We start from the raw sequence: 17,893 nt of genomic DNA on the forward strand, positions 1-17,893 counted from the left end.
CGGGCGAATGAGCACTATCGACGTTAAAGTTCCAAATATCGGCGACTTCAAGGAAGTCGAAGTTATCGAGGTCATGGTCAAGGCTGGCGACACCATCAAGGTGGACCAGTCGCTCGTGACGGTCGAATCCGACAAGGCCAGCATGGAGATCCCTTCGACGCACGCTGGCGTGATCAAGGAAGTCAAGGTCAAGGTCGGCGACAAGATCGGCGAAGGTTCGCTGATGCTGACGCTGGAAGAGGCGGCGGGCGCACCGGCTGCTGCCGCACCTGCCGCTGCACCTGCGCCTGCACAAGCCGCTCCTGCACCAGCCGCCGCCGCTCCGTCACCTGCGGCCGCCGCGATCCCGGCCGGCAGCTACACCGGCAAGGTCGACATCGAATGCGAGATGATGGTGCTGGGCGCAGGCCCTGGCGGCTATTCGGCGGCATTCCGTTCGGCCGACCTGGGCATGAACACGGTCCTGATCGAGCGTTACGAAACGCTCGGCGGCGTGTGCCTGAACGTGGGCTGTATCCCGTCCAAGGCGCTGCTGCACGTTGCGGCCGTCATCGACGAGACCAAGGGCATGGCCAAGCACGGCGTATCGTTCGCCGCGCCTGAGATCAACATCGACGAACTGCGCGCCTACAAGGATGGCGTGGTGAAGAAGATGACCGGCGGACTGAATTTCATGGCCAAGACGCGCAAGGTCAACGTGGTTACCGGTGTCGGCCAGTTCGTCGGCCCGAATCACATCGAAGTGGCCGCGGCCGACGGCAGCAAGAAAGTCGTCGCGTTCCAGAAGGCGATCATCGCAGCCGGTTCCGCGGTGGTGGACCTGCCGTTCGTGCCAAAAGATCCGCGCATCGTCGATTCGACCGGCGCGCTCGAACTGCGCCAGGTACCGAAGAACATGCTGGTCATCGGCGGCGGCATCATCGGCCTCGAAATGGCGACCGTGTACTCGACGCTTGGCGCGCGCATCGACGTCGTCGAAATGATGGACGGCCTGATGCAGGGCGCGGACCGCGACATGGTCAAGGTCTGGCAGAAGTTCAACGAGAAGCGCTTCGATAACGTCATGACCAAGACCAAGACGGTGGGCGTGGAAGCGCTCCCTGAAGGCATCAAGGTCACGTTCGAAGCTGCGGAAGCCGGCGCCACCGCACCTGAACCGAAGATCTACGACATGGTTCTCGTCGCAGTCGGCCGCAGCCCGAACGGCGGCAAGGTCGCTGCCGACAAGGCTGGCGTCACCGTCACCGACCGCGGCTTCATCCCGGTCGACGGCCAGATGCGCACCAACGTGCCGCACATCTTCGCCATCGGCGACCTGGTAGGCCAGCCTATGCTGGCTCACAAAGCGGTGCACGAAGCGCACGTGGCTGCGGAAGCGGCGCATGGCGAGAAGGCCTTCTTCGACGCGAAGGTGATTCCGTCGGTGGCGTACACCGATCCGGAAGTCGCGTGGGTTGGTATCACCGAAGACGAAGCCAAGGCCAAGGGCATCAAGCTGGAGAAGGGCCACTTCCCATGGAACGCCAGCGGCCGCGCGGTTGCGAACGGCCGTGACGAAGGCTTCACCAAGCTGCTGTTCGATGCGGAGACGCATCGGATTGTCGGCGGCGGTATCGTCGGCACGCACGCGGGCGACATGATCGGCGAGATCGCGCTGGCGATCGAGATGGGCGCCGATGGCGTCGATATCGGCAAGACGATCCACCCGCATCCGACGCTGGGTGAGTCGATTGGCATGGCGGCCGAAGCGTACGAAGGCGTGTGTACCGATCTGCCGCCACCGCGCAAGCGCTAATGTCGTGTCGTTCCCGCTTTCGCTGGAACGAGGTGCGTAAGGTAACGGTGTAAACAAAACGGGGGCGGACAATTTGTCCGCCCCCGTTTTTATTCCTGCGCCCTCACGGGTCGCCTCACAGCGCGAACGCTGTTGTAGTGTTCTTAATTGTAGATCGTCGAACGCGTCGGAATATCGATACTGCCCGAGCGCGCGGCATCTGCGTACGCGCGCATTTCTTCGACCATCGCTTCCATCTGGTCGCTTCCTGGATTTTGCAGGAAACCCTTCAGCCGCTCATTCAGCGACGCTTGCTGATCGCGCCATTCGTGTCGTGCGGACTTGCTCATACTGCCTCCCTGCGGCACGGTCGCCCGAGCCTATTATTAATTCTTAAAAAAGTCCCCTAGAGGCGTCTAGCATGCCTGAACGTCAACAACTGATCCGTGCGATGGCGCACATTGAAGATTACAATTCGCTCCTCGCCGACCGCAGCTGCAGCGTGTCGAGATGCGCAGTGGTTCTTCACGACGATCCGCACTGGCTCCGACGGCAAATTCAAGGTGGTGAAGTATTCGGACGAATACCGTTCCGAGCTCGAGAAGCTGGCCAGGCTGCTGCGCGATGCGGCGGCGCTGACCGATAACGCCTCGCTAAATAAATGCCTGGCGCTTCGTGCGGACGCCTTCCTGTCCAACGATTACCTTGAGTCGGACTTCGCATGGATGGATCTCGATTCGCCGGTCGACATCACCATCGGCCCATACGAGACCTATAACGACGAACTGTTTGGCTACAAGGCCGCGTTCGAAGCCTACGTGAACATCCGCGACGACTAGGAGACGCGCAAGCTCGACTTCTTCGGCAAGTACATGCAGGAGCTCGAAGACAATCTTCCGATCGGCAAGGAGTACCGCAACCCGAAGGTCGGCGCGATGGCGCCGATGGTGGTGGTGAACCGGGTGTACGGCGCCGGCGACGGCAACATGGGCGTGCAGACCGCGGCCTACAACCTGCCGAACGACGAGCGCATCATCAGCAAGCGCGGCTCCAAGCGCGTCATGCTCAAGAACGTGCAGGAAGCGAAGTTCAAGTCGACCCTGACGCCGATCGCCAAGCTGGTGCTGCGTCCGGAAGCGCAGAAGGATCTCGATTTCGACTCCTTCTTCACCCACATCCTCGCGTACGAAATCATGCACGGCCTGGGTCCGCATGCGACCAGGGTCGATGGCAAGGACTCGACACCGCGCCAGGACCTGAAGGAAACCTATTCGATCATCGAGGAAGCCAAGGCCGACGTCACTGGCCTGTGGGCGCTGATGTACATGATGGACAAGGGCCTGCTGAAGGACTCGCTGGGGCAGGGCGAGGCCGCCGAGCGCAAGCTGCACAACACCTTCCTCGCGTCGGCGTTCCGCACGCTGCACTTCGGCCTGACCGACTCGCACGCTCGCGGCATGGCGATCCAGCTTAACTACCTGCTCGATAAAGGCGGCTTCATCTCGCACGGCGACGGCACGTTCTCAGTCGATTTCAAGAAGATTCGCCAGGCCGTGACCGACCTCGATCGCGAGTTCCTGATGATCGAAGCGACTGGTGACTACGCACTGGCTATGGCGATGATGACGAAGTACGTGGTGATTCGTCCTGATGTCCAGAAGGCCATGGACAAGATGAAGAAGGTGCCGAACGATATCCGTCCGACCTTCTCAACGGCGAAGGCGCTGGCAGGTGAACAAGAAGGCCGATAACAGGGGGCGGCGTTAGCCGTCCCTTGTTTTTGTCCTGAACAACGCGCACTGATAGTATTTCCTTATCAATAGACGGTGAAAATCAATTGCTATTATTCAATAGGCGTTGCACATAGGACACGTGATTGTGCTAGAGTTGCGCTGTTGCCAGTTGGAATGATGTTCGGGCAGCAGCGTCCGGACGCCTTTCCGGTACTTTTCTCGACTGTCCACGACAATGACTAACTCCGGTTTGACAATCCGCGCCCGCCTTGCCCTGGGCTTCGGCGGCGTATTCGTGCTGATGCTGCTCCTCGGGGCGCTTGCTTCCATGCGCGTCAACAACATCGACAACAGCCTCAACCGCATCAATGACGTGAACAACGTCAAGCAGCGTTATGCGATCAATTTCCGCGGCAGTGTCCATGACCGCGCTATCGCCCTTCGCGACGTGGCGCTGGCCGCCGATGCAGTCGCCACCAGGCCGCACATCGAGCTGATCAAAAAGCTCGAACAGAACTACACCGACTCGGCCGGACCGCTCGACGCGATGTTCCAGGGCCGCACCGACATCTCGGATGAAGAGAAGGCCGCGCTGGCCGGTATCAAGGAAAGCGAACGCAAGACGCAGCCGCTGGTCGCGCGCGTGATCGAACTGCGCCTCGCGGACAACATCCCAGAAGCGACCGCGCTGCTCGCGTCCCAGGCGGCTCCGGCCTTCGTCGAATGGCTCGCAAGCATCAACCGCCTGATCGACCTCGAAGAGAAAATGAACAAGGGCGAGGCGGCCTATGCGACCGAACTGGCGCACTCGTTCCAGGTATGGATGCTCGCTTTGTGCGCCGTCGGCATTGCGCTCGGTTCGGCCGCTGCGTGGTTCATCAGCCGCAGCCTTCTGCGCCAGCTTGGCGGCGAGCCTGGCTATGCAGCAGCGATCGCAGGCAGCATCGCCGCCGGCGACCTGTCCGTCAGCATCGACACCGTGCACGGCGACAAGTCGAGCCTGCTGTTCGCCATGAAGGGCATGCGCGACAGCCTGGTCGATATCGTCGCCCAGGTGCGCACCGGCACCAACGCCATCGCAACTGCGTCGACGGAAATCGCCGCCGGTAATATCGACTTGTCGGGGCGCACCGAAGCCCAGGCGGGCACCCTCGAAGAAACCGCGTCGTCGATGGAAGAACTGACCGGCACGGTTCGCCAGAATGCCGACAATGCGCGCCAGGCCAACCTGCTGGCCGTGTCGGCCTCGGAAGTGGCGGTGAAGGGCGGCGCGGTGGTGTCGCAAGTGGTCGACACGATGGCTTCGATTAACGAATCGTCGAAGAAGATTGTCGACATCATCGGCGTCATCGACGGCATCGCATTCCAGACCAACATCCTGGCGCTGAATGCCGCGGTGGAAGCCGCGCGGGCTGGCGAGCAGGGCCGCGGTTTTGCCGTGGTTGCTACTGAAGTACGCAACCTTGCCCAGCGTTCGGCCGCGGCGGCGCACGAAATCAAGAGCCTGATCGGCAGCTCGGTCGAGCGCGTCGAAGTGGGTGCGCGGCTGGTGGACGAGGCGGGGACGACGATGGAAGAGATCGTTACCAGTGTCAAGCGCGTCACCGACATCATGAACGAGATCAGCATGGCCAGCCAGGAGCAGACCGCGGGCATCGAGCAGGTGAACCAGGCGATCGGGCACATGGACGAAGCGACGCAGCGCAATGCGGCGCTGGTGGAGCAGGCGACGGCTGCGGCGGCGTCGCTGCAGGATGAGGCGCATGCGCTGGAGCAGGTGGTGAGCATCTTCAAGCTGGATGCTGGCCGACCGGCGACAGTCGCATCACGACGCCCGGCGGCTCGCACCGCGCCGTCCGTTATGAAGATCGCTAGTTACTAAGCGATTCCGTAAGGCGGATCAGGGCACCGCCCGCATCCGCCGAACGTGTATCGACACGCATTTTCGACAAGATTGCAGTTCTATATCTGCACAGAAATATAGTTGAATTGGGGGGTAAGGCGGGCCTTAGAATTGGCGATAGGCATTTATGGACCTGTAAGGAGCCCGCCATGTTAAAGAGAATCCTCATCGCCTCGCTGTACCTGTTTTCCTCCCCTGGCGTTGCCTCGGCCGACCTGACCGAGCAGGAAATCCGCTGGCTCAAGGCGGCGTCGCCGGTCCTGGCGTATTCCAAGAAAATCAAGCTTCCCATTGATGTTGTCGTCCAGCCAAAGGCGCGTCCTGGCACGGTGCCGTTCGCCATGGGCTTCGTCGATGGACGCTGCAAGCTGGTGCTGTCGATGCGCGGCAACCCGGAAGCGGAAGCCGTCCTGAAAGATGTGCCGGAAGCCAGGCACCGCCTGCTGATCGAAACGATGGCGGCACACGAGCTGGGCCACTGCTGGCGCTACGCGCAGGGCGTCTGGCACACATTACCTGCCGGCTTCACCGAAGTCGGCGAAGAATTTGCCGACGACAAATCCCTGCGCGAAGAATCGAAAGCGCTACGCGAAAACCGGCGCGAAGAAGGCTACGCCGACCTCGTCGCGCTGGCCTGGACCAGGCACAGGAATCCTGATCAGTACGCGAGCGTGTATGGCTGGCTGGAATCTGTGCGCGGCCATCACCCTGAGGTGCGTACTGCCCACGACACCTGGGCGTGGGTCAAGCTCGCCAGGGACGCGAGCGTGTTCGGGTCCACCGACAACCCGTTCGAAGACGTGCGCGCGACCTGGAGCCGCGGCCTGCTCGAGGATGAGTAAGCTGTGGCGCCCGGCCTGCGCGGCGCTGGCGCTGCTGTGCGCCAGCCTTCCCGTGCCGGCCGCCGAGGCCAGCGAGCAGCAATGGATCGCCGCCGCGCGCTACGCGGTAGCGTTCGGCAAAGCGCATGGGCTCGACATCGTGATGGAGGTCGCGCACGGCAATGGCCTGTCCGGCCACACGCCAATCGGTATATGGAATGAGAACGGCCGCTGCACCCTGGTGGTGTCGGTGCGCGACAACCCGACCGCGCGCCGACTCGAGGCGATGATCGATCCGGCCTTGCTCGAGCTGTTCCTGCAAGGCGCGGCGATGCACGAAGTAGGCCATTGCTACCGCCGCCTCAACGGTTATCCGCACAACGAAAAGCTGCTGCCCGTCGTCGGCTGGTTCGGTCCGGTGCGCAACTGGTTCGCGCGCCGCATCCGTACCGAGGAAGCGTTTGCCGACATGACCGAGATCGCCTGGCTGGCGCGTTACCACCCGGAGCGCTTCGACGCGATGGTCGCGCAGATCCAGCGCGTGCGCCGCCGGTTCCTTGAGCCAAAACACGATACCCTGGCGTGGCTGGACGTCGCCCGCCGCGATGGCGCGGTCGATGCCGAAGGAAATATTTTCGCGCTGGCCGGGCAGCGAATGTTGAGATATCAATAACTCTTTATGTACGTTCTCGCACAGATCGGTTGGGCGAACGGGCGTTAAATCGTGTACCAACAATACACATGAAGGGACAACACCATGAAAGCACTTAGCGCAACCCTGCTGGCGACTGCCCTCAGCGCCAGTTTTTCCGTCCATGCAGCCGGCAACCCGAGCGATCCGGCCAGCTACAAGAACATGAGCCAGAAGGCCGCCGCCGACTACAAGGCCGCGTCGGCAAACTGCACTGGCATGGGCGGCGCCGCCCGCCAGGTTTGCGTCGAGGAAGCCAAGGTTGCGCGCGCCCGTGCTGAAGCCGATGCCGTCGCCCAATACAAGAACACCCAGAAGGACCGCACCAAGGCGCGCACCGCGCTGGCCAATGCCGACCACGCGCTGGCCAAGGCCAAGTGCGCAGCCATGACCGGCGGCGAGAAAGACAGCTGCCTGAGCACCGCGCACACCGTCCACACCGCGGCACTGGACGATGCCAAGGCTGACCGCAACATGGCGGTTGCCAGCACCAATCCGGCCAGCCCTGTCACCAGCACCGAAACGCGCGACCCTGCCAAGGCAGCCGCCGTCGACAAGTGCGCGCAGATCGCCGGCCAGCCGACCACGGGTTGCCTGATCCAGCACGAAGGCAAAACCATCGCCGACCGCACCGAGCGTGCCACCGAGCGTACCGCGATAACCGCCGATAGCGCAGCCCAGCGCACCGACAACGCCGCTGAACGCGCCGGCGACAAGACCGAGCGTATGGCTGAGAACGCCGCTGCGAAGACCGAACGCGCCGGCGACACCATTGCCGCCAAGACCAAAAACGTCGCTGCGGAGACCAAGGAAAACGTGGCCGACGCCGTCATCACGACCAAGATCAAGGCCGACCTGTTCGCGGAACCTGAGCTGAAGGCGCTGGCGATCGACGTCGATACCGAGAACGGCGTGGTCAACCTGAGCGGCTTCGTGGCATCCAAGGCGGAAGCCGACAAGGCGGTGCGGCTGGCGAAAGGCGTCAAGGGCGTGACCAACGTGAAGAACTCGCTGAAAGTGAAGTAATCGCGGCCGGTTTCCGGCCGCACAGGAAAGGGGAGCTGCGGCTCCCCTTTCTGATGGTGTGGTTGAATGGCGCCGCAACATGAAACCTTTGGTACCACAGCCGGTGCGGCGGGGTATAATTTTTGCCGTGAACAGACTAGAAGCCTTTGGATACATCGCCGCACAGGCCGCCCGCGGGGATATGACCTTTCCCACCAGCGTGAATGCCGCCCTGCGCCTGCAGCTCGCCCTCGACGATCCCAATTGCCATATCGAGGATGCCATCAAGCTTGTGCTGGCCGAGCCGCAACTTGCCGCGCGCACGGTGGCGCTGGCCAACTCGGCCGCCTTCAACCGCAACGGCGACGCCCCGATCACCAACGCGCGCGCCGCTGTCATGCGGGTCGGTTACCGCAGCCTGCAGACCTTGGTCGCAAGCCTGGTGGTGCGCCAGTTCGGCACCCGCATCGTGGACCCGGCGATCCGCGCCAAGGCCGAACGGTTGTGGGAACACACGGCGCACGTCGCCGCGCTGTCCCAGGTGATCGCCAAGCGCGTCACCTTCGTCAATCCCGATACCGCCGTGTTCGCCGCGATCATGCATGAGGTCGGCGGGTTCTACCTGTTGTCGCGCGCCGACGAATTCCCCGGCCTGCTCGACGAGGACCCGGAAAAATGGTCGGAGCTGTGCGAAGACGTGGTCAGCCGCGAGGTGCTGGCCAAGCTGTCGGTGCCCGAGCCGGTGCGCGGCGCCATCGAAGCGCTGCGCGACGCATGGCTTAGCATGCCGCCATGCACCTTGCTCGACACCTTGATCCTGGCCAACCAGTTCTCGCCGGTACCTTCGCCGTTGGCAGCGCCGGTGCTGGACATGCCGGCCCATGAGGACTCGGTGCTCGATTTCGTGCTTGACGGCGACACGCTGGAAAGTATCCTGAAAGAGTCGGCCGATGAGGTCAAGTCGATGAGCACGGCGCTGCTGGTCTGAACGGGCCGCGTACGGTCGCGAGACCGAACGGCTTGGTGGCGGGAACCTAATCCCCGGCCCGGCTTCTAACCCGACAAAAGGACAAAGTCTGGTCCGGGAGGAGGTATGTTCCGACGTTCCGGCGTGCCGGTCGCGAGCTGGCTGCACGCGCTGGCCGCTTGCCTGCTCATCTTCTTGTGCGCGCCGTCCGCAAGTGCGGTCGCGCCTGTCGCCGTGCTCACGATCGACGGCGCGATTGGCCCTGCCAACGCCGATTATGTGGTGCGCGGCATCGCGCGCGCCGCGCGCGACGGCAGCCAGCTCGTCATCCTCCAGATCGATACGCCCGGCGGACTCGACACCGCCATGCGCGACGTCATCAAGGCCATCCTGACCGCGCCGCTGCCGGTCGCCAGCTATGTCGCGCCCGGCGGCGCACGGGCTGCCAGCGCCGGCACTTATATCCTTTACGCCAGCCATATCGCGGCGATGGCGCCCGGCACCAACATCGGTGCGGCCACGCCCGTGCAGGTGGGCATCGGCCCCGACCGCGGCGCCAGGCCGCCCATCGGCAAGGATGGCGCGGGCAAGGACGACAGCACCGCCGGCGCCATGGCGCGCAAGCAAATGAACGACGCCGCCGCCTACATCCGCGGCCTCGCCCAAATGCGCGGCCGCAATGCCGACTGGGGAGAACGCTCGGTGCGCGAATCGCTCAGCCTGCCGGCCGGCGAGGCCCTCAAGCTGCAGGTGATCGACCTGGTGGCGCCCGATGTGCAGGCGCTGGTCAAGGCGCTGCACGGCCGCAAGGTGCAGGTGCTGGGGCGCGAGCTTACCCTCGATACGGCAGGCGCGCCGATCAACTCCATCCAGCCAGACTGGCGCACGCGAGCGCTGTCGGCGCTGACCAATCCCAGCATCGCGCTGATCCTGATGACGCTCGGCATCTACGGCCTGATGTTCGAATTCATGAGCCCCGGCGCGGTGGCGCCCGGAGTGATCGGCGCGCTCTGCCTGCTGCTGGGGCTGTACGGACTGCAGCTGCTGCCGGTTAATTACGCCGGCCTGGCGTTCATCCTGCTGGGCATCGGATTCATGATCGGCGAAGCCTTCCTGCCGAGTTTCGGCATTCTTGGATTAGGCGGCGTGGCGGCCTTCGTCGCTGGCGCGCTGATGCTGATCGATACCGAGTTGCCGGATTACGGCGTTCCGGTCGGACTTGTCGCCGCCGTCGCGATCGTCAGCGCCGTGCTGATCGGTGCGACCGCCAGCATCGCGCTGAAGACGCGGCGCCGCGCCGTGTTCGGCGGTCCGTCCGATATCATCGGCAGCATTGCCGAAGTGCTGGACGACACGGCCGGCGGCGAGGGCTGGGCCAATGTACGCGGCGAAACCTGGCGCGTGACGAGCGCCACGCCGCTCAGGCGCGCGCAGACGGTGCGCGTGGTCGGCCGCAGCGGGCCGTTGCTCGAGGTGGTTCCTGCAGAACATCCATAACAAGGAGAACAAGCATGATTTTCGAAATCGGTTTTGGGGCCGGGCTGCTGGTGCTGATCGTGGCCACGCTGTTCGGCATGTCGGTGCGCATCCTGCGCGAGTACGAGCGTGGCGTGGTGTTCCAGCTGGGCAGGTTCTGGCGGGTCAAGGGGCCGGGCCTGATCCTGCTGATTCCGGTCGTCCAGCAGATGGTGCGGGTGGACCTGCGCACCATCGTCCTCGACGTGCCGACGCAGGACGTGATCTCGCGCGACAACGTGTCGGTGAAGGTCAACGCGGTGCTGTATTTCCGGGTGATCGATCCGGCACGCGCGATCATCCAGGTGGCCAACTTCCTTGAGGCGACCAGCCAGCTGGCGCAGACCACGCTGCGCTCGGTCCTGGGCAAGCATGAGCTGGACGACATGCTGGCCGAGCGCGAGCGGCTCAACATCGATATCCAGCAAGTGCTGGACGCGCAGACCGATGCATGGGGAATCAAGGTGGCCAACGTCGAGATCAAGCATGTCGACCTGGACGAGTCGATGATCCGCGCGATCGCGCGCCAGGCCGAAGCCGAGCGCGAGCGGCGCGCCAAGGTGATTCATGCGGAAGGGGAGCTGCAGGCTTCGGAAAAACTGATGCAGGCAGCCCAGGTGCTGGCCCAACAGCCGGGGGCGATGCAGTTGCGCTACATGCAAACCCTGACCACCCTGGCGACGGACAGGACCTCGACGGTGGTGTTCCCGATGCCGATCGAACTGTTCGAGCTGATTGCCGGCCGGGTCGCCCCGGACCGGCCGCGCTCTACTTAACGGTCAGCAGTTCGACGTCGAAGATCAGCACCGAGTTGGCCGGGATCGACGCCGAGGCGCGCGAGCCGTACGCCAGCTCCGCGGGGACCACCAGCGTGCGCTTGCCGCCAGCTTTCATGCCCAGCACGCCGCGGTCCCAGCCTTCGATGACAGAGCCGACGCCAAGCGGGAATGCGAACGGGCCGCGCGTGGCCGAGCTGTCGAACTGCGCGCCGCGCTTGTTGGGGGCAGTTTCGCTGTACAGCCAACCCGTGTAGTTGACGGTCAGGGACTTGCCCGGGACTGCCATGGCGCCGCCGCCGACCACCGTGTCGGTGATGACCAGTCCGTCCTGCGGCGTCGCCGCCATCGTGCCCGTGGTGCGCGCCGCATTGGTCGCCGCCACGATCAGGCTGCGTGTTGCGCCGGCATTCGCCGCGTAGCTGAACGCCACGCCGGTGGCCGATTGTCCCTGGAGCGGGCAGGTGCCTGCGCCGAACGCCCAGCTGACGTCGAAGACGTTCTTGCCGGTTGGACGTGGGGTGAACTTGCCCGAATAGCTGCAGCGCAAGGTGGTCGCGCTGAAGGTGCCGTCGGCGTTAACCAGCATGATGTGATGGCCAAGCGTGCCGGCCATGCGCTGGCTGCCGACCAGGTCGGACAGCTTGGCGGGCGCGTTGTAGCGGTAGCTTGCTTCCGCAATGCCGGCGCCCGAAAACGGCAGGGTGCTGCCACCGATCGCAATCGTGCCGGCCAGGCTTACCAGCGACGAATAGTTTGCAGTCAGGCTGCCCAGCACGGCCGGGTTCGGCCCGAAGTCCTTGAGGTCGTTCGCATTGAAGCTACCTGCCGACGAGCTGCCGCTCCCCTGCACGAAGCCGGTCGGCGACAGCGCCCCGGACGTGGCGGTGCCGTAGAAGCCCCAGTATTGGCCATTTTCCAGCACGAGCGAGTTGAACAGGCGGCCGGTGGCAGTCAGCTTGCCCGCGTACATGCCTTGCGCACCAAGCTGGGAGACCAGCGTGTTCAGCGTGAAATCGATGTTCGCTGCGAATGCGGCGGGGTCGGTGGACAGGGTGACCGTCCCCAGCAGGTTACGCACGACCACGTTCGCGTCCAGGCCGCTGTAAGCAAGCTGGCGTTGCGGTGTATTGAGCGCGGTGGTGAAGGCGCCCGCGACCAGCGCCCGTTTGGCGATTTCGTCGCGGTCGGTGAGCTGGGCGCCAGCCATGATCTTGATCGCGGCGGAGGCGCGGGTCATGATTTTACGATCCAACAAGTCCACCCAATATGTCTTGCCTGCCGCATCCGCCGGGCGGCCGAACAGGTTGCGGTAGACCGCGTCGATAAACACGTTATTGTCGCCGGAGTACAGCGCTTGCGATTCGGCACTCGTACCGAAGCCATCGATCACTAAAGCCACCTGGCTGTTGCTGTCGAACGCCACGCTGAGGTCGGCGATGTTGGTCGGCGCACCCAGGTTGCTCAGCAGCTGGGCGAAGTAGTCCACGCCACCCGAATCGCCCGGGCGTCCGAAATAGCCGACGTAAATATGCTGGACAACGTCGTAGTAGGCGCTTGCCGGCTGCGCCTGGGCGGCCACGGTAGCGGACATCCGCGACGCTACGGTCGCCGGCTGCGAATCCGGACTGCGGTCTGCCCCGCAGGCGGCTAACAGGACGGACAGGGAACACAGGGCTGCATATTTCATCGGCTTGGTCATCACACGCTTTCGGTCAGCAAAAAAGGGGTCTTGTAAATCCGAAAGATTATACCGGGGCATGTGTAGAAGATTTTCGCTAATTTGTAAGGCAGGCCGCGAAGTCCTCGAAGGCGCCATAGGCCGGTTCGGTCGGGCGAACGGTGCCGCACAAGTCGGCGCCGGCCAGCGGCGTCGCATCGCGCCGCGGTGCATCGCCGCGCCAGCGCAGGTCGAGACCCGCCGATGCCGAGAACAGGTCGCGCACCGGATGCGCGCCGGTGAACAGCCGCGTCACGCCAGTGTCGAGATTGTCGTCCTCGCGCAACGCGGCGCCATCGCGCGCCACGATCCTTCCGTCGACGATGTTGCCGTGAATCTCAGCGCCGCTTTCCGGCCATCGCGCCTTCATGCCTGCGGTATCCAGCAGGGTGTTGTGGGTGACGGTCGTCGCCGCAGCGCGGTTCAGGTAGATCCCCTCGTCCGAGCACGAAGCGACGAGGTTCGAATCGATCACGCCGCCATCCTGTTCCGGCACGCAGCGCTTGCCGCGGCAATGCGCGGCGATGCTGCCGGCGCCGCCAAACGACAGGCCGGTGCGCTGTCCCGGCACGCTGCGCAGCCTGTTCTCGCAGATGACGACGTTGCGTTCGATCCGGTTGCCCTTGCCGCCGCCGCGCGCCTGCACGCCGAAGCTGGCCCGATCGCCTTTCGCCTTGGCAAAGTCGCTGACGAGGTTGGCGCGGATCGTCCAGTTGCTGGCGGCGGCCAGGTCGACCGCGCCGACGGCTGCCGCGGTGTCGCGCGGGCGGGTATTGCTGATTGTATTGTTCTCGATGACGCCGTTATCCGGATAGGCGTTGCCGTTGCCGCCAATCTTGAAAGGCGTATTGAAATCGGTCACCGTGTTATTGCGGGCGACGAAGCCGGCGCCGCGGCCGATCACATGGAATGCGTGGTCGCAGCCGTCATGCGTCTTGCAGGCGCCGCGGATGTGCAGGTTCTCGAAGGTCCAGTTGGGCGAGGCGACCAGGAAACCTCCGGGAAGACCGAACTCCAGCGTCACGCTGCCCGGCAGGCCGGCACGCACGGTGACGCCGCTGGCGCTGCTGGTCGCCAGATAGGGACGGCCGTTGAAATGATAGGTGCCCGGCGCAAACGTGATCACGTCTCCCGGCTGCGCCTTTTCGATTGCCTTGACCGCGGCGTCCGCGTTGTCTACCGCGACCACGAGTCCGGAAGGCGCAGGCGTGGCCGGCGCAGGCTGCGCGCCGGCGCGCAGCGCTGGAAGGGCCGCCAGCGGTGCTCCCCGTTCCAGTTCGTTGAAGGTAAGCGCAAACCAGGCGCCGATCCGCGCCCAACCGTTTCCGGCGAGGCGGGTTTCAATATAAGGGCCAAACTGGCGCGGCGGCAGCGCCATGCTTTCCAGCGTCCATGCAATGGCGGCCGCGGCGAACACGACGATCAGCAAAACGAAGAGGGCGATTTTCTTGATGGATGGCGAACGGCGCCGGGAGTTCTTGGGCATTGGGTCTTCTTAGTTGCTGCCGATCGCTTCGCGCAGGCGGTACCATGCGAGGCCGGCCAGCTCGTAGCTTGCGTAATAGGATTTCTGTAAGGCCGATGCGCTCGGGACGAAATCGAGCGCCATCAATGGTCCTGCGCCGTAAAACATCGTTGGCGCCGGAATGACTTGCAGGCCGCTGCGTGCAAACACGCGTTCGGCGCGCGCCATGTGCATCGCATTGGTGACCAGCAGGATGCGCCGCACCCCCCTGGCGTTGAGCATGCGCGCCGAGAAGGCGGCATTTTCCGCGGTCGTCGACGAGGCGTCCTCGACCCACTCAACCGGCGTGCGGAAGTCTTCGCGCAGTGCGCGCGCCATGGTGCGCGCTTTCGGTTCATGTGTTCCGTCCGCCGAGCCCTGGCCGCCGGTGACCAGCAGGGGCAGGCCGGTCCGGTGCTGCAGGTGCGCGCCATAGCGCAGCCGGGCCAACGCAGTCAGGTCGGGGATATCCTTGCCGCCGTATTCGGGGGCATGCTCGAGCCGGCCGGCGGCCAGCACGACGATGGCGCCGGCGCCTTCAATCCTGGCCGGGTCGAGTGGCTGCGTCATGCGTTCCAGCGGATGCATCAGCAGGCGCGCGCCGGCATTGGTGAACAGCACCAGCAGCAAGGCAAGGGAAACGCCGGTAAGCACGCGCCCGGCGCGCCGCCTGCGACGGCCGATCAGCAAGCCGGCCGCGGCGCCAAGCAGCAGGCACACGGGCGGCAGCAGGACAACATGGGTCAGCGTGGAGACGAGCAGGTCTGTATTCATGTTGCCATTTTAAATGGCAACGTTGTTCTCCAACAAAATCAATCGAACGGGGGCGAAAAAAAACCCGGGACCGTGGTCGGTCCCGGGTCGGTTCAGTTCATGGCGAAACGGAAGCTCCGCACCTCGATGCCGCTTTGCGCCACGTCACGCGAGCCGGCGGGCCGGGTGTCCATCAACAAATAGCCGGTAACCTCACCGTTCACCGGTTCCGACAGGACCACGCGATACCTCTGGTCCAGCGACACAAAATCGTAGTCCCCCACCGCAACGACTTCAGTCCGCGAGCCGTCGCCGATCTGGATGAACTTGCGGTTAATTCTTTTCATCATGGCCATCGAATCGCCGTTCGACAGGTCGTACGTGCCTTGTAAGCTGTCAAATTCTCCGGCCCAGACCCTGCTGTATTTGGCCGGTAGTTCAATTGTTTTGGGAGCCTCACCCGTGATGGTGACCCGTCCAAGGTCAGACGGTGTCTGCGCTGCGGCTGGCAGGGCCAGGACAGCGAGGGCTGTGGCGAATAGTAGAGATTTCATGACGTACCTCCGGAACCGTTGCCGGTCGGGCTGTCGTCGCTGAGGCACTCGGCGAGCGGAATGTCTGAACATGGCAGCCGTCAGGCGCAGGTTCGATAAATGTTGTAAAAATGAGGGTGCTCGCCAGGCGGAAGGTTTTCAGACGCTCCCGTCTAATAGCACTATAGGTCGGAATTTGTACGCCGTCGAATGAGATTGCGGTCGACTGATCAAAGCAGATGATGCCGGCCCTGAAAGAGCATCCCGGTCGTTGCGCCAAGGCCGCCTGCGATGCGCCAACTTTTTCCCGTTCGGCGTAAAGTCTCTTATCGAATTTGCAAAACAACGTCGGAGAACATGATGAAATGGGAAGGCAACCGCCAGAGTGACAACGTCGAAGACCGGCGCGGCAGCGGCGGCGGGGGACGGTTCGGATTCGGCGGCAAGTCGATCGGTATCGGCACCATCGTGCTGGCGCTGATTGGCTCGGCAGTATTCGGCGTCAATCCGCTGACGATGCTGGACATGCTGAGCGGAGGTTCGGGCCAGGTCGCGCCGGTGCAGCAAGGGCCGGCTACAGCGCCGCCCGCATCGGACCGCAAGGCGATGATGGTATCGACCGTGCTGGCCGATACCGAAGATACGTGGACCGAGCTGTTTCGCGCGCAGGGCGGAACCTACGTCAAGCCCAAGCTGATCCTGTTCTCGGGTGCGACGCCGACGGCGTGCGGCACCGGCCAGAGCGCCAGCGGGCCGTTCTATTGCCCAGGTGACCAGCAGGTCTACATCGACCTCAGCTTCTACGAACTGATGCAGGAACGTTTCCAGGTATCGAGCGAGTTTGCGCAGGCGTATGTGATTGCGCATGAGGTCGGCCACCATGTGCAAACCCTGACCGGCACCGCGGACAAGGTGCGCGCCGCGCAGCAGCGCATGTCGCAAGCGCAGGCAAACCAGCTGTCGGTGCGCATGGAACTGCAAGCCGATTGCTACGCCGGCTTGTGGGCCCATCACGCCAACCGTTCGCGCGGCATCCTGGAACAGGGTGACGTCGAAGCCGCATTGCACGCGGCCAGCGCGATCGGCGATGACGCCATGCAGCGCCGCTCGCAAGGGCAGGTGGTGCCGGATTCGTTTACGCACGGCACCTCGGAGCAGCGCGCGCGCTGGTTCAAGAAAGGCATCGAGAGCGGCCAGGTCGCGGACTGCGACACGTTCGCGGCAAGGCAGCTATAAGCCCTGACGGCTAGGTTTCGACAGTCTTGTCCTCGGCTTGGGCCGCCTGCATCGCCTGCGGCTCTAGTTGCTCCGCATCGACGTTCATGCGGACGAAGGCGCCCCATGCCGCCAGGATCACGGCCGCCGCCACGCCAATCGAGGCGGCGTGCGGCAGCAGTTCGGGCTTGCCGTGGACGAACTGGAACACGGCGATCAGGCATTCGATCGACAGCGACACCACGACCACGATCAGGAAGCGCGACAGGAAACGGCGCACGCGCGTCGGCGCACTGATGTTGGCCGAACGCTGGACTTCCTCCTCCAGCACCGTCTGTCCAAGTTCCATTGCGGCCACCGCGATGGTCAGCAGGCCGATGCATTCAAGGATCAGGTTGAAGCGCGCCTGCACCGGCATGTCCGAGGCCGGCTGCAAGGCCTCCCACATCTCGCTGGCCGCCAGCGCGATCAGGGCGACGGCGCAGAGAAAGAACAGCGCAACGACCAGCATGTAGCCGAACGAGAAAAGCTTCTGGATGATCTTCACGTTATCCTTTTGATTGTCGGACCCGGTCCCGCAACATCATTCCTCGTGATGGTGTTTCTCGTACTCGTCGGCTTCCGCCTTGGTCTTGTGGACGATGCCGTCCGGATGCTCAGGCGGCGTGTAGAGGGTGTACAGGCGCAGCGCTGCGGTTGTCGACGTATTGATGACATTGTGCTCGGTGCCTGCCGGGATAACGACCGCGACCCCATCCGTCAGTTGGTGCCGTTCGCCGTCGAGAATGGCAACGCCTTCTCCCTCTTCCACGCGGATGAACTGGTCATGGCCAGTGTGGTGCTCCATGCCGATTTCCTCGCCCGCTTGCAGGGTCATGATGACCAGCTGGCTGCGCTTGGTGGTATACAGGACCTCGCGGAAGTTATCGCTCGCGAGCGTCTTTTCTTCGATGTTGATGCTGTAGCCTGACATGCTTGCTCTC

The 17,893-nt window shown here is 63.7% G+C and carries 18 protein-coding genes; 11 read left to right on the forward strand and 7 right to left on the reverse strand.

The annotated features are described in order from the left end of the window. Nucleotides 1–7 precede the first annotated feature (7 nt). Nucleotides 8–1,795 (forward strand): dihydrolipoyl dehydrogenase, encoded by a 1,788-nt coding sequence (gene lpdA / locus HHL21_RS09465; protein WP_169465058.1) that lies wholly within the window; start codon nucleotides 8–10, stop codon nucleotides 1,793–1,795. 143 nt (nucleotides 1,796–1,938) lie between these two features. On the opposite strand, the gene HHL21_RS09470 is transcribed toward lpdA, so the two are convergent. After that, nucleotides 1,939–2,124, reverse strand: coding sequence for a hypothetical protein (locus tag HHL21_RS09470; protein ID WP_169464739.1), 186 nt, complete (start codon nucleotides 2,122–2,124; stop codon nucleotides 1,939–1,941). Between the two features lie 111 nt (nucleotides 2,125–2,235). On the opposite strand from HHL21_RS09470, the gene HHL21_RS21650 reads away from it, so the two are divergent. From HHL21_RS21650 to HHL21_RS09510, 9 genes are all read left to right on the forward strand, one after another. Further along, nucleotides 2,236–2,613: a hypothetical protein gene (locus tag HHL21_RS21650; protein WP_229496257.1), complete on the forward strand. Its 378-nt coding sequence runs from the start codon at nucleotides 2,236–2,238 to the stop codon at nucleotides 2,611–2,613. Between the two features lie 33 nt (nucleotides 2,614–2,646). Beyond that, a complete protein-coding gene (locus HHL21_RS09475) occupies nucleotides 2,647–3,525 on the forward strand; it encodes a DUF8614 domain-containing protein (RefSeq protein ID WP_229496259.1) in 879 nt (292 codons plus the stop codon). A gap of 232 nt (nucleotides 3,526–3,757) precedes the next feature. Then, the gene (locus HHL21_RS22030; RefSeq protein ID WP_308640231.1) at nucleotides 3,758–5,389 is read left to right on the forward strand and encodes a methyl-accepting chemotaxis protein; all 1,632 of its coding nucleotides are present in this window, start codon (nucleotides 3,758–3,760) and stop codon (nucleotides 5,387–5,389) included. A 170-nt stretch (nucleotides 5,390–5,559) separates the two neighbouring features. Then, on the forward strand, nucleotides 5,560–6,252 hold the full coding sequence (locus HHL21_RS09485; RefSeq protein WP_169465062.1) for a hypothetical protein: 693 nt from the start codon (nucleotides 5,560–5,562) through the stop codon (nucleotides 6,250–6,252). Further along, entirely contained in the window at nucleotides 6,245–6,904 is a 660-nt protein-coding gene (locus tag HHL21_RS09490) for a hypothetical protein (protein ID WP_169465064.1), read from the forward strand. Before HHL21_RS09485 ends, HHL21_RS09490 begins: the two co-directional genes overlap by 8 nt. Nucleotides 6,905–6,988: 84 nt before the next feature. Next, nucleotides 6,989–7,948, forward strand: coding sequence for a BON domain-containing protein (locus HHL21_RS09495; protein WP_169465066.1), 960 nt, complete (start codon nucleotides 6,989–6,991; stop codon nucleotides 7,946–7,948). 181 nt (nucleotides 7,949–8,129) lie between these two features. After that, nucleotides 8,130–8,915 (forward strand): HDOD domain-containing protein, encoded by a 786-nt coding sequence (locus tag HHL21_RS09500; protein WP_206085696.1) that lies wholly within the window; start codon nucleotides 8,130–8,132, stop codon nucleotides 8,913–8,915. Nucleotides 8,916–9,020: 105 nt separating this feature from the next. After that, on the forward strand, nucleotides 9,021–10,391 hold the full coding sequence (locus HHL21_RS09505) for an NfeD family protein (protein WP_169465070.1): 1,371 nt from the start codon (nucleotides 9,021–9,023) through the stop codon (nucleotides 10,389–10,391). A 14-nt stretch (nucleotides 10,392–10,405) separates the two neighbouring features. Further along, complete coding sequence (locus tag HHL21_RS09510; protein ID WP_169465072.1) at nucleotides 10,406–11,185, forward strand: slipin family protein; 780 nt, start codon at nucleotides 10,406–10,408, stop codon at nucleotides 11,183–11,185. Here HHL21_RS09510 and HHL21_RS09515 read toward each other — a convergent pair. The 4 genes from HHL21_RS09515 to HHL21_RS09530 form a co-directional block, all read right to left on the reverse strand. Next, nucleotides 11,178–12,779, reverse strand: coding sequence for an FKBP-type peptidyl-prolyl cis-trans isomerase (locus HHL21_RS09515; RefSeq protein ID WP_169465074.1), 1,602 nt, complete (start codon nucleotides 12,777–12,779; stop codon nucleotides 11,178–11,180). The genes HHL21_RS09510 and HHL21_RS09515 overlap by 8 nt on opposite strands. A 184-nt stretch (nucleotides 12,780–12,963) precedes the next feature. After that, nucleotides 12,964–14,391 carry a right-handed parallel beta-helix repeat-containing protein gene (locus HHL21_RS09520; protein WP_169465076.1) on the reverse strand — a complete coding sequence of 476 codons (1,428 nt, stop codon included), beginning with the start codon at nucleotides 14,389–14,391 and terminating at the stop codon, nucleotides 12,964–12,966. A gap of 9 nt (nucleotides 14,392–14,400) precedes the next feature. Next, nucleotides 14,401–15,183, reverse strand: coding sequence for a YdcF family protein (locus HHL21_RS09525; protein WP_169465077.1), 783 nt, complete (start codon nucleotides 15,181–15,183; stop codon nucleotides 14,401–14,403). 92 nt (nucleotides 15,184–15,275) lie between these two features. After that, complete coding sequence (locus tag HHL21_RS09530) at nucleotides 15,276–15,716, reverse strand: hypothetical protein (protein ID WP_169465080.1); 441 nt, start codon at nucleotides 15,714–15,716, stop codon at nucleotides 15,276–15,278. Nucleotides 15,717–16,055: 339 nt separating this feature from the next. Here HHL21_RS09530 and ypfJ point away from each other — a divergent pair, with 339 nt between their 5' ends. Continuing rightward, nucleotides 16,056–16,931 carry a KPN_02809 family neutral zinc metallopeptidase gene (ypfJ, locus tag HHL21_RS09535; RefSeq protein ID WP_169465189.1) on the forward strand — a complete coding sequence of 292 codons (876 nt, stop codon included), beginning with the start codon at nucleotides 16,056–16,058 and terminating at the stop codon, nucleotides 16,929–16,931. A 10-nt stretch (nucleotides 16,932–16,941) separates the two neighbouring features. On the opposite strand, the gene HHL21_RS09540 is transcribed toward ypfJ, so the two are convergent. Then, nucleotides 16,942–17,457, reverse strand: a complete 516-nt coding sequence (locus HHL21_RS09540; RefSeq protein ID WP_169465082.1) for a hypothetical protein — start codon at nucleotides 17,455–17,457, stop codon at nucleotides 16,942–16,944. Nucleotides 17,458–17,493: 36 nt separating this feature from the next. After that, a complete protein-coding gene (locus tag HHL21_RS09545; protein ID WP_169465083.1) occupies nucleotides 17,494–17,883 on the reverse strand; it encodes a cupin domain-containing protein in 390 nt (129 codons plus the stop codon). Between the last annotated feature and the right edge of the window lie 10 nt (nucleotides 17,884–17,893).

It is taken from the genome of Massilia polaris (genome assembly GCF_012927275.1).
Taxonomy (GTDB): domain Bacteria; phylum Pseudomonadota; class Gammaproteobacteria; order Burkholderiales; family Burkholderiaceae_D; genus Telluria_A; species Telluria_A polaris.